Raw genomic sequence first — 14570 nt, 5'->3', positions numbered from 1 at the left:
GTGCTTAGGCGCGCAGCAGCGTCGGCGTGGCGTTGGCGCTGAAGGCGTCGACCATGGCCTGGACGATGTGCAGATTGCCGGCGACGATGTTGCCGCTTTCCGGAATGCCGTCACGGCCGGCGAAGTCGCAATACTGACCACCGGCTTCGCGCACCAGCAGCACGCCAGCGGCCATGTCCCAGGGCTTGAGGCCAATCTCGAAATAGCCGTCGTAGCGGGCGGCCGCGGTATACGCGAGGTCCAGCGCGGCGGAGCCGGAGCGACGGATGTCCTCGGCCTGGCCGAGCACGGCGCGAGTCATGTCCAGCTGCGGCTCCAGATGGGCGCGCTGACGGTAGGGAAAGCCGGTGGCGATCATCGCGCCGCCGAGATTTTCGCGCTTGCTGACGCGCATGCGGCGGTCGTTGAGATAGGCGCCGTCGCCCTTGCTGGCGGTGAACAGTTCGTCGCGCAGCGGGTCGAACACCACGGCGTAAACTGGCTCGCCCTTATCGAGCAGGGCGATCGACACGCAGAAATGCGGGATGCCGCGCAGGTAGTTGTGGGTGCCGTCGAGCGGATCGATCACCCAGACCAGCGGACCCTTGCCCATGGCGCCGCTTTCCTCGGCGAGGAAGGCATGCGTCGGGTAGGCGCGCTTGAGTTCTTTGATGATCTCGGCTTCGGCCAGCTTGTCGACTTCCGAGGCGAAGTCCATGCGCTGCTTCTCGACGACATTGAGGCCGTCGATGCGGTTCATGTAACGCAGGATGATGTTTCCTGCGGAGCGCGCGGCGCGCACCGCGACGTTGACGGCGGGTCTGGGCATGGCTTCGACTTTGCAAAAGAACGGGGTTTTCGGCCGCGGAGTTTAGCAGAGAAGCCGGTCGCGGGCAGGCGGCCCGAGGCCGGGCGGCTGGGGCGGTTTGACAGACCGGCCGACAGTTTCCAAGCTTTGCCCCCGTTTTGCCGCGATTTCCCCTCCATGACCACCGATAACGACCTCGCCGCCCGCATCCGCTACGTGCTGGTGCGCACCTCGCACCCGGGCAATATCGGCAGCTCGGCCCGGGCCATGCGCACCATGGGATTCAGCCGCATGGCCCTGGTGTCGCCGCTGCGTTTCCCGGACCGGGAGGCTTCGGCGCTGGCCGCTGGCGCCGATGACGTGCTGGAAAGCGCCGGCATCCATGAGGGGCTGGTCGATGCCTTGGCCGGCACCAGCCTGGCCCTGGGACTGTCGGCCCGCCGTCGCGGAGTGGACCTGGAGGAAATATCGCCACGCGAGGCCGCCAGCCGTGCCCTGGCCGCCGCGGCGCGCGGCGAGCAGGTAGCCCTGGTGTTCGGCAACGAGCGGACCGGCCTGGAGAACGAGGAGTTGGCCCGGTGCCACGCCATGGTGCGCATCCCCAGCGTGGACGATTTCAGCTCGCTCAACCTCTCGCAGGCAGTCCAGGTGATGGCCTACGAGCTGCGCGTTGCCTCGCTGGGCGAAGTGGCGCCCCCGCTTCGCGCGGATGCCGAGTTGCCGGCCGATGCCGCCCAGATGGAACGCTTCTACGAGCACCTCGGGCAGATGCTGGACGACATCGACTTCCACAAGGGCCGCGCGCCGACCACGATCATGCTGCGCCTGCGTAAGCTGTTCCAGCGCGCGCAGATGGACGAGCGCGAACTGCGTGTGATGCACGGCATCTTCGCCGATGCCCAGCGCATGGCGCAGATCGCCAACAACTACCTGAAGGAGTCGAAGGACTGAACCCCTCCTACATTCATTCTCGTTGGCGGTGGCCGTGCAGAGCGTTGGCAGCAGCGCCTAAAACCCGTCCTCGTCCACATCCACGTGCGGCACCGGCGTGATCAGCAGCTTGTCGATGCGCGCGCCATCCAGGTCCACCACTTCCACCCGAAAGCCGCGCCACTCGAACACTTCGCCGGTTTGCGGGATATGTCCAAGCGCGGCCATCACCATGCCGGCGGCGGTGCGGTACTCGTGTTCTTCCTCGCCGGGCAGCGCGTCTACGTGCAGTAGCTCGCGCAGGTCGTCGGTCGAGAGGGAGCCATCGACCAGCCAGCTGCCGTCCTCGCGTTGCACGATGAGTTGGGTTTCTTCAGAGCCGCTGCTGCCGAGCTGGGTCGCGCCCACGATGGCCGCGAGCAGATCGTTGAGCGTGACCAGGCCGACGATGTCGCCGTATTCGTCCACTACCAGGGCCAGCTGCGTTTCCGCGTCGCGGAACTCTTCCAGCAGGTCGAGTGCCCGCGCTGTCGCGGGCACGTAAAGCGGCTTGGACAGCTGGCCAAACAGGTCCGGTTTGCCCTCGGCAAAGCCGCGCAGCAGGCGCTTGACCTCGACCACGCCAGGGATGTCGCTCTCATCACCGCGAAAGACCGGGTAGCGGGAGTAGGGCGTGCTGCGCAGGATCTCGACGTTTACTTCGTAACTGGCCGCCTGGTCCAGCCAGACCACGCGTGTGCGCGGCGTCATCACGCTATCCACCGAGCGATCGCCCAGGCGGAGCACGCGATTGACCATATTGTGTTCGTCGCGATCGAGCACGCCGTGTTCGGCGCTTTCGGCCACCAGCAGGCGAAGTTCTTCTTCCGAAGCCACGTCGCTGCGGCGCCCCCGCACGTTCAGCAAGCGCAACAGCGTACTGCTGGAGAAATTGAGCAGCCACACGAAGGGCGTGGTCGCACGCGACAGCACCAGCATCGGCATGGCCACGTAGCCCGAGATCAGCTCGGGCGAAGAGAGCGCCAGACGCTTGGGCACCAGCTCGCCGATGACGATCTGGATGTAGGAGATCAGCATGAATCCCAGCACCAGGCCGATCACCCTGGCATAGGGTTCCATCCAGGCGGCGCGGCCACCGTGGATGGCCGTGGCGATATGGTCGCCCAGCACATCGCCCGCCAGGGCGCCGGTGATCAGGATCACCAGGGTCATGCCCACCTGTACAGTCGACAGGTAACGCTCGGGTGCTTCCGCGTGCCGCAGCGCCAGGCGGGCGCGTCGGCTGGTGCGAGCCATCTGCTTGAGGCGGCTCTTGCGCGAGGCCACCAGCGCCATCTCGGAGAGCGCAAAGAAGCCGTTGAACAGCGAAAGGACGATGACGAGCGCGATTTCGGTCAGCATGGTGGCGGACAGTCGCGGGGAAGGTCGCGGGTGGGCATGAGACGCAGTGTAAGGCCTCGGCGGGTTTTCAGCCGCCTTTGATGGACTCCAGCTACCTGGAGCGGGCTCTGGAAGCCCAGCCAGACTCAAGTGATGCGGTGCAGTACGGGCGTCCTGTAACATAACCGTCACACCGCCGTCCCCGCACCCAGGCAATAACCGCATGTTTTCATTGCAAACGATTTTCGGCAAAGGCGATAAGTTCTATGGCCTGCTCGAGCAGAGTGCCGACGCTGCGCGCGAAAGCGCCAAGGCCCTGCACGAACTGGTCACCCGCAAGGACCATGCGCCGGTAATGGCCGCCTTCGCCTCGGCTCGCCAGCGCGAGAAGGCGCTGGCAGGGCAGATCAGCGAGGAGCTGGTGAATACCTTTGTCACCGCGCTCGATCGCGAGGACATCGAGGCGCTGAACTCGGCGCTGTACAAGATTCCCAAGACCATCGAGAAGTTCGCCGAGCGCTACGAGATCGTTGCCGCGCGCCTGGTGGATGTCGATTTCGCCGCGCGTGCGCACGTGCTTGAGCGCGCCACCGAGGTGGTGTCCGAGATGATCGGCGAGCTGCGCCGCGGCCTGCGCATCGACCCGGTGAAGAAGCTGCAGGACCGCCTGCAGACCTTGGAGTCGGAAGGCGATCGCATGCTGCTCTCGCCGTACCGCACGCTTTACGTGGAAGGCAACGACGCCATGCGCGCGATGCTGGCCAAGGATCTGTTCGAGCTGCTCGAGAAGGCGATCGACAAGTGCCGCGACGTCGGCAACACCGTCTACTCGATTGTGCTGAAGAACTCCTGAGGCCGGCCTGATGACCTCGCCTTACCTGTGCCGCCCGGTCGCATACCGGGCCTACGTCATCGTGCGTGCCCTGCGCGGAGTGTGCGCATGAGTATCGGCCTCGCCATTGCCGTCGTACTCATCGCGCTGGCTTTCACCTATATCAACGGCTTCCACGACACCGCCAACTCGATTGCCACGGTGGTGGCGACCAAGGTGATGACGCCGGGCCAGGCCGTGCTGATGGCGGCGATCACCAACCTGATCGGTGCCTTGTGGGGCACCGCGGTGGCCAAGACCATCGCGGCAGGCTTGATCGATACCCATGTGATTGCCGCGGGGCCACAACTGCTGATCTGCGCCTTGTTGGCGGCGACGGTATGGAATCTCATCACCTGGTGGCTGGGCTTGCCGTCCAGTTCCAGCCACGCTTTGGTCGGCGCGCTGGTTGGTTCGGCTGTCGCCGCCTCGGGCAATAACTTCGCGTCGGTGATCTGGTGGCAAGGTGGCGGCCACTGGTGGCAGGGCAATGGCGTCGTGCCGAAAGTGATCCTGCCCATGGTGATATCGCCACTGATGGGCTTTGTGCTCGGCTTCCTGCTGATGGGTTCGCTGTATGGGCTGCTCAGCTGGCTTTCCAGCCGTTCCGGCTTCCTGCGTCGGTTTGGCCGCACTCCCTTCGTCAACAGTTTCTTTGGTAAGGCGCAGATTTTCTCGGCCAGTGCGATGGGTCTCGCCCACGGCATGAACGATGCCCAGAAGAGCATGGGCATCATTGCCCTCGCGCTTGCCGGCGCGACAGCCGCAGGTCAATTCGAAGGACTACCGGCGTGGCTGCATTTCCTGCGCATCCAGGGGGCTTCGGACGGCGGCTTCAACGTGCCGGCATGGGTCGCCGTGGTATGTGCGCTGACGATGGCGGCGGGTACCGCGGGCGGCGGCTGGCGCATCATCAAGACGCTGGGTCACAAGATGGTGAAGCTGCATCCCATCAACGGCTTTGCCGCCGAAGGCAGCTCAGCGGCCGTGATCCTCACGGCTTCGGCCTTCGGTATTCCGGTGTCGACCACGCACAACGTGTCCGCCTCGATCATGGGCGTAGGCGCGGCCAAGCGCTGGAATGCCATTCGCTGGTCGGTGGTGGAACGCATGGTGTGGGCATGGATCCTCACGCTGCCCGTCACCGCCTTGCTCGCCTACGGCATGGTGCGTCTCGCCGCGTTGTTCTGACATCTTGTTCGTTTGTTGTAGGAGCGCACCCTGTGCGCGACAAACCGGCAGCAATGCCGGTTTGCACAGCGTTAGCTGCCCGCAGGGCGAGGGCCAAGGATGGCCCGAGTGAAAAACCAACGGAGCGGTGACGCCGTGATCGCGCACAGGGTGCGCTCCTACAGTCATCGGGTGCGTTCGACCACCCCATCGGATGCGTTCGACCATCCCTCGAATGGGTTTGGCCTGAACTCAGAGATCGTCGCCACCGGTGGCGACGATCCGTTCCAGCTGGTCGCCCAGGTCGCCCAGCTCCTCGATCAGCCGCTTCAGTTCAGTCGCATCCAGCAGCTCGTAGGGCCGGTTCTCGCACAGATGCAGATAGGGCGAGCCGTCCAAGTCGGCCAGGGCCAGAAAACCCTGGCGTTGCTCCCAGTTGAAACGCAGGCAACGGCGCGGGTCGGTGCCCGCCAGTGGGCCGATCGGGGTGGAAATGCGCAGGTAGCGCCGACCGCCCTCGTCTTCCAGTTCGGCGAGATAGATGCCCTGGTGGCGATCGTGCGGCAGCGTGAGATCGAAGCTGATGAGATACGGGTCGTTGTGGCGCAACTGATGCATGCTGCCGATATGGGAACGCACGGCTTCGAAATGATGCATGGTGCGAGCTCCTTGGCAGGCAGTTTCGCCACCGCTACTGTGCCACGACCCGGTGTAAAGAGCCTGTTCAATCCGTCAGGGTATGTAATGAACGAAGCCAATGCTCGCGTCTACGCCGCCATTGCAGCCATTCCCCGAGGTCGCGTCGCGAGTTACGGTGCGATCGCCGCCCGTGCCGGCTTGCCGGGCAGGGCGCGGCTGGTCGGCAAGCTCCTGGGAGAAACCCCTGAGGGCATGACCCTGCCCTGGTATCGGGTATTGCGCTCCAGCGGCCAGATCGCATTGCCGACAGGCAGCCGCGGCTTTCGCGAACAATGCCGCTTATTGCGCGCCGAAGGTGTAATCGTAAAAAACGGTCGCGTGCCACTGGCCAGTTTCGGCATGGATGCGGACTTGGATCGGGCTTTGTGGGGGTTCCCCGACTGATTCTGGATGGCGGCGAAGTCGCTGCATCGACGGCGGTGGTCTTCTACATCGGAACAAAAAAACGGAGCCCCTTGCGGGACTCCGTAAAAAGGGCGCCCCTTGCGGGACTCCGTCGGGGTGCTAAGCGAACTCTCTCCGTGGAAAGAGTCCGCCAATCGATCAGTGGTTCTTGCCGAACTTATACGTTGCCTGCAAGTAGAACGTCCGGCCGTACACGTTGTAGTTCTGGTCGTTGTAGGGCGAGCCCGAGGTACCGGGGTAGCTGTGGTCCACCGGAGGCATCGAGTTGAACAGGTTGTTGATCGCGAGCGACAGCTGCAGGTTGTCCATGGCGGCGTAGCTGACACTGGCGTTGTAGCGGATCCAGGGCGCCAACGTGCCCGTGCCCGGATCGGTGTAGTTGTTCACGACGGTAGACAGGTAATTGGGCGACTTGCCAAAGCGGTTGGCGAACAGCGTGGCGCTCCACTTGGAGATTGACCACGTCACCGACGCATTCGCACGGGTCTTGAAGTCGGTGCTGTAGTACGGATTGCGCAATAGGTCGATGACCGGGTCGCCCGGATACATCTGCTGCTCGTGCTTGAGGATATTGGTGTACGACAGATCGAAGTTGAGGTTGCCGTAAGCGCCGATAGCCCACAGGTAGTCGAACGCGCCCACGAAGACGTTCAACTTTTCCTTCGAGACATTGATCTTGGGCGTCGAGATGGTGTCGATGTCGCCGAGGAACTGCCCGTTGGTCTGCGGCAGGCGGATCACTTGCGATAGTGCTTGCTGGCAGCTTTGCGAGTTGATGTCGAGGGTGCCAGTGCGGCAGAGGTAATCCTCCTGGGAAAGCGTATCGGCGCTCTGCAGATTCACCTGGTTACTGATGTTGTAGCCGTAGTAATCGGCTTTAAGTGACATGCCGCGAAGCGGCGCCCACACCAGGCCGGCGTTCCAGACCTTGGCCGTGATGGGCTTGAGGTCGGTATTGCCCGACTGGATGCCGAAGAACTGGGCGTTGTAGTACTTGTTCGGGCAGTTGCCGATGTTGGCGCCCGAGTAGCCCGCTTGCGCGCAGTTGTAGTAGTCGGTCACCGAGCTGTAGTAGCCGCTCTGGCCCTGGAATTCGTCGGCCAGGGTGGGGGCCTTGAAGGCGGTGCCGTATTTGCCGCGCACCAGCAAGGTTTCGAATGGACGGTATTCTAGGCTGAAGTTATAGGTGCCGTGGTCGACGTTGCGTCCGTCGACGCGATAGTTGTCGTAGCGGCCCGATAGGTTGGCGGTCAGCTGCTGCAGCAGCGGCATGTTGAGCTCGGCGGAGGTCGCGTAACGCGAACGATGGCCGGAACCGGATACCGCCGTCTGGCCCCAGACATCGCCGTTGAGCAGGCCGGGAGCGGGCGTGTAATCCCATCCCTGGTTGCCGCCTTCCACCACCACGGCCAGGCCCGCTTCGCCGCCCGGCAGGTGGAACAGCGACGTATTGGTCACCTGTCCGTGCAACACATTGTCCCAGGTCTTGGAATAGCTGTTGGCGTAGCCGGTGAAGCTGCGGAAATCAGCCACCGAGATCGGCTGGTAGAAGGCCGCGTAGTTGGGCGCGTAGGTCTCGTAACCGAAGCCATAGGGATCGGGTCCCAGATCCGGACCCAGCACCTTGTTCTGGAAATAGCCGTCGATAGCATTGGCCCAGCGAACGAAACTGCGCTCGGTCAGATGATCGTCCGAGTGGGTGAAGTAGACGTCGTAGTCCCAGTTGGAATGCCCGAAGGTACCCTTGCCGCCCAGGGTGAGCATGTAAGAGTTCTCGGTGTTCTTGTTCATGATCGAGTTGTAACCGCCGACTTCCTCCGGCGCGAAGGCGCGCTGCAGGTTTACGAAGTCGTCCAGGTTCGGGTCGTAGAACGCGCCGTAGTCCGCTGATGTGCCCCACCACATATAGCTGGAGCCGGAGGAGAACTTGGTTTCCTGATAGTTGTAGAGCAGGTCGCCGTACAGCTGCAGGTTGTCCGTGGCGTCGAACGTGGCGTGCGTGTACAGGTTGGCCGATTCGCTGCCATTCGACACCGTCTTGTAGCCGGGCGAGGAGAGCGAACCGCAGTAGTAGCCGCTGTTCTTGCGGTATTGCAGACCTTCCGTGCCCCGGAACAGGCTGGTGGTATTGGCGCAGCCGTCCGGGTTGGAGAGCAACGGGTTGCGCGGATCGACGTAGCTGTTGCGAACTGCGGTGGCGCTATTGACCAGGAAGTCGCGCGAGGCCGTGGCAGGCGAGGTGCCCTGGTTGAAGAACTGGCTGGTCACGTCGCGATCGAAGCCCCAGATCGGCGACACGTTCTGGTACTGCACGCCGGCAATGATATTCAACTTGCCCACGTTGAAGCTGTCGGCCAGATAGAGCCGGCGGTCGGAGCCGCCGCCATCCGTGGTCCAACCGTAGCGCACGTCCACCACGGGCGCGTCGAGCTTCTTCTTCAGGATGATGTTGACCACGCCGGCGATAGCGTCGGAACCATAGATCGAGGACTGTCCACCCGGCAGGATGTCGATGCGCTCGACCATCTCGGACGGAATGCTGCTGAGGTTGACGAAGGCATCGCTGCCGTTGTAGAGCGCCGGGAAATCGCCCATCGGGCGGCCGTCGATCAGGTATTTCACATAGCCCGGGTTAAGGCCAAACAGGCTGAGCGTCTGTGCGCCCTGGGTAAAGCTCGCCGACGTCGAGGCACCCTGTACGCTGCCGGTGGAGAACGAGGCCGACTGCAAGGCCTGGGCTACCGTGGAGAAGCCCTGCGCCCTGATCTGTTCCGCCGTGATGGTGATCACCGGGGTCGCCGTTTCCACCTGCGATTGCGGGATCAATGAACCCGTGACGGTCACGGAGTCCAGTCGCCGCGCCTTGGCGGCGTCGGCATCTTGCGCAGTGGATGAAGCGTCTTGCGGCACGGGTGCCGCATATGCATGTGAGTAGCTGAGTGCCATGGCGGCGAGGACGGCGGCCGCAAGCTTGCTAGTAGTCAAACCTTTCACGTATGAACTCCCCAAATCCGTGGTTGCAATCAACAATCAGGCCGCGCGATGGCGGCCTTTTTTTGAGGCAAAAGCCTCCCTAAAGGCCTGTTCTCACAGGTCCGTGCTTAAGCCAACAGGACAGGAAATTGCGGCACTCCCCCGCTTCCTTGCCCCAAACTTACGGTGGAAAATAACAATTTGTCAACGAACTATTCGCATGTTTGCGGCGTAGAAATTTGTTTCGCGCAAATACATGGACTTGCAGCTCGTGTTTTAGCAATGACTTGTTTTGTCAACAAGGCGCGAACTGCGTAAGATTCCGCAAGGCAATGACTTTAAGTTCGCAAGCTTCCATCAATTTGGACGTGAGTTTTCATCGCTCCGCGGCGTAATAAATTACTCTTTCTTCATCGGATTCTTTCGCGAGAGTCATCGGCGCCGAACGAGTCAGCCGTGCCACTGCTAGCATCTCGCGATGCCTTCCTCCCCCCTCGACATCCTCCAAAGTGTTTTTGGTTACACCCAGTTCCGCGGTCCGCAGCAGGCGATCGTCGAGCAGTTGATTGCGGGCGGCGATGCGCTCGTGCTGATGCCTACGGGCGGTGGCAAATCGCTGTGCTATCAGATTCCTGCGTTGATCCGGCAGGGCACCGCCATCGTGGTGTCACCGCTGATCGCCTTGATGCAGGACCAGGTGGACGCGCTGCGCGAGGCCGGTGTCGCCGCGGCCTACCTCAATTCGAGCCTGAGCGCGGAAGACCAGCGCCAGGTGGAGCAGCGCCTGCTGGCGGGGGAGTTGAACCTGCTTTATGTGGCGCCGGAGCGATTGCTGACGGGCCGTTTCCTCAGCCTGCTCGAACGCACCGAGGTGGCACTGTTCGCCATCGACGAAGCGCATTGCGTATCGCAATGGGGGCACGATTTCCGCCCGGAATACCGGGACCTTGCGGTCCTGCATCAGCGCTTTCCGCAGGTGCCGCGCATCGCACTTACGGCGACGGCGGATGACCGCACGCGTGAGGAAATCGTCGAACGCCTGGCGCTACAGGACGCGAAGCAGTTCGTCTCCAGTTTCGATCGGCCCAACATTCGCTATCACGTGGGTCTACGCCATAACGCGCGTCGCCAGGTGATGGAATTCCTCGAGCGGCATCGCGGCGAGACGGGCATCGTCTATGCGCTCAGTCGGCGCAAGGTGGACGAGACGGCGGCGTGGTTGGCCGAGGCAGGCTTCGACGCCTTGCCGTATCACGCGGGCCTGGATGCCACTACGCGCAATGTGCATCAACGGCGTTTCCTGCGCGAGGATGGACTGGTGATGGTGGCGACGGTGGCGTTCGGCATGGGCATCGACAAGCCCGATGTGCGTTTCGTGGCGCATCTCGACTTGCCGCGCAGCATGGAAGGCTATTACCAGGAAACCGGTCGCGCGGGGCGCGACAGCCTGCCGGCCGAAGCGTGGATGATCTACGGCCTGTCGGACGTGGTGACGATGAGCCAGATGATCGCCCAGTCCGAATCCGCGGATGAGCGCAAGCGGGTGGAGCGGCAGAAGCTCGAATCTCTGCTGGCGTATGCCGAAGCCACGCAATGCCGCCGCGAGTTGCTGCTGGCGGCGTTCGGCGAGGTTTATCACGGCCCCTGCGGGCATTGCGACAACTGCATCGAACCGCCCAAGACGTGGGATGCCACTGTGCCAGCGCAGAAGGCGCTGTCCTGCGTCTACCGAAGTGGTCAGCGCTTCGGCTCCGGGCATGTCATCAGCATCCTGCGCGGCGAGGACAGCACGCGCATGAGCGACCTGGGCCACGACCGCCTGTCCACCTTCGGCATCGGCGCCGAGATGGACGAGAAGCAATGGCGCTCGGTGTTCCGGCAACTCTTGGCTATGGGTTTGCTGGAGGCCGACGCGGAAGGCTTCGGCACCTTGCGCCTGACCAAGACCAGTCGCGACGTGCTCACCGGCAACCAGCCCGTGCGCTTGCGCGAGGACGCGCGGCCGGCGCGAGCATCGCGTAAGCGCCGCGACAGCCAGCTGGTGACCGGTAGCAGTCTTGGCGTGGAAGCTTACGAACAGCCGCTATGGGACGAGCTGCGCAAGCTGCGCACCCAACTCGCCAAACAGCATGGCGTGCCGCCGTACGTGATCTTCCATGACGCGACCTTGCTGGCGATGTTGCGGGCCTTGCCTGCCAACGAAGACGAGATGTCGTCGATCAGCGGTGTCGGCGAGGCCAAGCTCAAGCGTTATGGGCAGGATTTCCTCGCAGTAATCAACGCGCAGGAGTGACGCTTTTACTTCCTCTCCCCTCCGGGGCACGCGGGGAGGGGCCATGGATGGCCCCGGTTTTGAGGAGCGAGGAGAGGACTGAGGTGAGGGGCGGGTGCTCGCGCGGGAGCTGCAATAGGGCGAGGTTTTAAGCCGGCGTTCCCGCAAGATTGGCCCCTCACCCCAGCCCTCCCCCCGCAGGGGAGAGGGAGCTAAAGCGCAGCCCGCCAACTGCCAGCGCGTGCCACCGTCACACGAGACGCGCGAGTGGGCCAGTGCCAATTCGGGCAGATGCCTCCATTGCTCCAGCGAGCCCGGCAAACGCGCTTGTGGGCAGGCGATGCGGGCGGCGATCAGGGCGGCCTCGGCGGTCTCGTGGCGGCCGATTTCCTGGACTTCGCAGAGCACGCGCCACTGACGACCATGGCGGATGATGCGGAAAAGGCCGGTTTTCGACGGGTAGACGTATTGGGCCAGCATGGTAGGCACAGTCATCGACGGCTGATGGTGCTCTAGCCTGCCTGCGTACCATGACGCCGCCGTTATTCCGTGGCGACGGTTAGATGGCGCTCGGCTGGCGGGCCGATGACGCCCATGCTGCGGTTGTGTTGCAAACGTCATGTAATTCGGCGAGACGTGAAAAGGCTGTTCAATAGGTGCAAAAAAACGGCTCGCATCGCTGCGAGCCGTTTTTTCCACCTTGGTTTTCAGATCCGCTTACTTGCGCTGCGCAGCCGTCTCATCACGGGCGGCGCGGAACTCCGAGTCCTTGCTCCAGTTCGGCCAGGTGTCCGAATTGGCCAGGTCGTTACCCAGCGTGTAGAGGATCTGCAGGTCGCGCGCCATGCCGGTGAACGGCCAGCTGGCCTGCCATTCGTCCGAGGGCTGGTGGTAGTGATTGGCGACGTACTCGTCTTCGGCGGCCTTGCCGGCGGTCAGGCCACCATCGACCCAGTCATTGCCCGAGCCGAACGAGATGGCCGGCACACCGCGCTTGGCGAACGAGAAGTGATCGGAGCGGAAGAAGTGGCCCGCTTCCGGCTTCGGATCGGCCTCGTACACCAGGTTCCACTTCTTGGCGGTATCGGTCAGCTCGTCGAGCAGATCGAGCTTGGCGCTGCCGGAGATGGTGAAGTTGCGTGCCGGGCCATGCGGGTCGAGCGCATCCATATTGATATTGGCCACGGTCTTGCCTAGCGGGTAGAGCGGCTTGGCGGCGTAGTATTCGGAGCCGAGCAGGCCCTTCTCCTCGGCGGTGACGTTGAGGAAGACCACCGAGCGTTCCGGCTTCGGCTGGCTGGCGAACGCGCGGGCCAGTTCGATCAGCGCGGCGGTGCCGGTCGCGTTGTCCACCGCGCCGTTGTAGATGCGGTCGCCCTTGGCGTCCGGCTCGCCGACGCCCAGGTGGTCCCAGTGGGCGCTATAGATCACGGTCTCGTCGGGGCGCTTGCTGCCTTCGATGCGGCCGACGATGTTGTGCGAGGTGATGACCTTGGAATCGACCTTGTAGTTGGCCGAGAAGGTCTGGCCCTTCAGCACGACCGGCTTGAAGTCGCGCGTCTGCGCCTGCTTCTTCAGCGCCTCGAAATCCAGGCCGGCGTTCTTGAACAGGTTCACCGCCACGTCGCGCTGGATCCACGCTTCCACCTGCGGATGCAGCGCGGCAGGGTGGTCGCGCACGATATCGAACATGGTGTTGGTGTTGGAATTCTTCACCGTGGCCCAGCCATACGAGGCCGGTGCGGTCTCGTGCACGATCAGCACGCCGGCAGCGCCCTGGCGTGCCAGTTCCTCGTACTTGTAGGTCCAGCGACCGTAGTAGGTCATGGCCTTGCCGCCGAAGTCGCCCACGCCGGTTTCGAAGTCCGGGTCGTTGATCAGCACCACGGCGATCTTGCCGTGCAGGTCCACGCCCTTGAAGTCGTCCCACTTACGCTCCGGCGCCTTGACGCCGTAGCCGACGAACACCAGCGGCGCGTCCTTGATCGACACCTGCTTGGAGCCGTCCAGCGCGGCGCGCACGGCGATCTGGTCGCCCTGGGTCAGTGCTTCGACCTTGCCATTGTTGGCGAACGACAGCGACGGCGTGCCGACGATCTCGGTGCGCAGCAGCGGTACCGCCTGGGTCCATTCGCGCTTGCCGTTCTTCAGGTCGCCACCGGGCTGCACGCCGGCTGCCTTGAGCTGCGCGACGACGTAGTCGACCGTCTTGGTTTCGCCGGCGGTAGCCGGGCCACGGCCTTCGAAGGCGTCGGAGGAAAGCGTCTTGACCTCGTCCGACAAGCGGTGCGGGTCGATGCTGGGGGCATTCGTGGCGGCTGCGGCAAAAAGCGCCGACGACACGGACAGGGCAAGAATGGATAAGGCCAAACGCTTCATAGGCGACACCTGGGCGGGGGAAACGAAGCTCGATAGTAGATAGCGCTGGCCTCGCCGGTCCATAGCCTGACGCTCGCGTAAACGGGTGTGGCGGTCGTCGGCCGATAGGAAAAGTCCTAAAAAACAGACCTCTGCTAGGCCCAATCGTGACTTTCTTCACCCCTTTTCGGCCCCGAACGCAAAAAAACCGCATTTTTTCCGTGTTGCAGCTTGGCGCGATGGCCTGGCATGCCATACATTCCGCATGCCGAGAGGCATTGCACACACCATCATCTTGATGACCACGGGGAAACGTATGGCGAAGGCGCAGAAAGCAGTAAAGAAGAAGGCCGCTCCGAAGGCAGCTCCGAAGGCCGCCGCGAAGGCAGTCGTTCACAAGCCGATCAAGGAAGCCCTGGGCAAGTCGGGCCTGGTTGCACACATCGTTGAATCCAGCGGCGTGGTGGCCAAGGACGTCCGTGCCGTGTTGGCTTCGCTCGAAGCGGCTGTTACGGGCTCCGTGCACAAGAAGGGCGCTGGCCACTTCACGCTGCCGGGTCTGCTGAAGATCACCGCTGTCAGCGTTGCGGCCAAGCCGAAGCGCAAGGGCATCAACCCCTTCACCAAGGAAGAGCAGTGGTTCGCTGCCAAGCCTGCCACGGTGAAGCTCAAGGTTCGCCCGCTGAAGAAGCTGAAGGACGCCGCTCTCTGAGCGTAGTCGTTCG

11 protein-coding genes are annotated in these 14570 nt (G+C 63.1%); 6 read left to right on the top strand and 5 right to left on the bottom strand.

The window, feature by feature from the left end; translation table 11 throughout:
• Window positions 1-4 precede the first annotated feature (4 nt).
• Complete coding sequence (locus ACT01B_RS17100) at window positions 5-808, bottom strand: inositol monophosphatase family protein (protein ID WP_445144414.1); 804 nt, start codon at window positions 806-808, stop codon at window positions 5-7.
• A 156-nt stretch (window positions 809-964) separates the two neighbouring features.
• On the opposite strand from ACT01B_RS17100, the gene ACT01B_RS17095 reads away from it, so the two are divergent.
• The gene (locus tag ACT01B_RS17095; protein ID WP_445144413.1) at window positions 965-1738 is read left to right on the top strand and encodes an RNA methyltransferase; all 774 of its coding nucleotides are present in this window, start codon (window positions 965-967) and stop codon (window positions 1736-1738) included.
• A 57-nt stretch (window positions 1739-1795) separates the two neighbouring features.
• On the opposite strand, the gene ACT01B_RS17090 is transcribed toward ACT01B_RS17095, so the two are convergent.
• Entirely contained in the window at window positions 1796-3118 is a 1323-nt protein-coding gene (locus ACT01B_RS17090; protein WP_445144412.1) for a hemolysin family protein, read from the bottom strand.
• Window positions 3119-3320: 202 nt separating this feature from the next.
• Between ACT01B_RS17090 and ACT01B_RS17085 the strand changes: the two genes are divergently transcribed.
• Together ACT01B_RS17085 and ACT01B_RS17080 are read left to right on the top strand one after the other, a co-directional pair.
• Entirely contained in the window at window positions 3321-3950 is a 630-nt protein-coding gene (locus ACT01B_RS17085; protein WP_445144411.1) for a DUF47 domain-containing protein, read from the top strand.
• A gap of 87 nt (window positions 3951-4037) precedes the next feature.
• Complete coding sequence (locus ACT01B_RS17080; protein ID WP_445144410.1) at window positions 4038-5159, top strand: anion permease; 1122 nt, start codon at window positions 4038-4040, stop codon at window positions 5157-5159.
• A gap of 231 nt (window positions 5160-5390) precedes the next feature.
• Here ACT01B_RS17080 and ACT01B_RS17075 read toward each other — a convergent pair whose 3' ends face one another.
• Window positions 5391-5795, bottom strand: a complete 405-nt coding sequence (locus ACT01B_RS17075) for a hypothetical protein (protein WP_445144409.1) — start codon at window positions 5793-5795, stop codon at window positions 5391-5393.
• A gap of 87 nt (window positions 5796-5882) precedes the next feature.
• Here ACT01B_RS17075 and ACT01B_RS17070 point away from each other — a divergent pair, with 87 nt between their 5' ends.
• Window positions 5883-6221 (top strand): MGMT family protein, encoded by a 339-nt coding sequence (locus ACT01B_RS17070; RefSeq protein ID WP_445144408.1) that lies wholly within the window; start codon window positions 5883-5885, stop codon window positions 6219-6221.
• Window positions 6222-6380: 159 nt separating this feature from the next.
• Here the strand turns inward: ACT01B_RS17070 and ACT01B_RS17065 are convergent, their stop codons facing one another.
• Window positions 6381-9236 carry a TonB-dependent receptor domain-containing protein gene (locus ACT01B_RS17065; protein ID WP_445144407.1) on the bottom strand — a complete coding sequence of 952 codons (2856 nt, stop codon included), beginning with the start codon at window positions 9234-9236 and terminating at the stop codon, window positions 6381-6383.
• A 457-nt stretch (window positions 9237-9693) separates the two neighbouring features.
• On the opposite strand from ACT01B_RS17065, the gene recQ reads away from it, so the two are divergent.
• Window positions 9694-11508, top strand: a complete 1815-nt coding sequence (gene recQ, locus ACT01B_RS17060; protein ID WP_445144406.1) for a DNA helicase RecQ — start codon at window positions 9694-9696, stop codon at window positions 11506-11508.
• Between the two features lie 696 nt (window positions 11509-12204).
• Here recQ and ACT01B_RS17055 read toward each other — a convergent pair.
• Window positions 12205-13866 carry a M28 family metallopeptidase gene (locus ACT01B_RS17055; RefSeq protein WP_445144405.1) on the bottom strand — a complete coding sequence of 554 codons (1662 nt, stop codon included), beginning with the start codon at window positions 13864-13866 and terminating at the stop codon, window positions 12205-12207.
• 295 nt (window positions 13867-14161) lie between these two features.
• Here ACT01B_RS17055 and ACT01B_RS17050 point away from each other — a divergent pair, with 295 nt between their 5' ends.
• Window positions 14162-14557, top strand: coding sequence for an HU family DNA-binding protein (locus tag ACT01B_RS17050; protein WP_445144404.1), 396 nt, complete (start codon window positions 14162-14164; stop codon window positions 14555-14557).
• Window positions 14558-14570 lie beyond the last annotated feature (13 nt).

This window comes from Dyella sp. Tek66A03 (genome assembly GCF_052567735.1).
The sequence above is the reverse complement of the archived record's forward strand: the minus strand, read 5'-3'. Positions and strand labels throughout refer to the sequence as shown.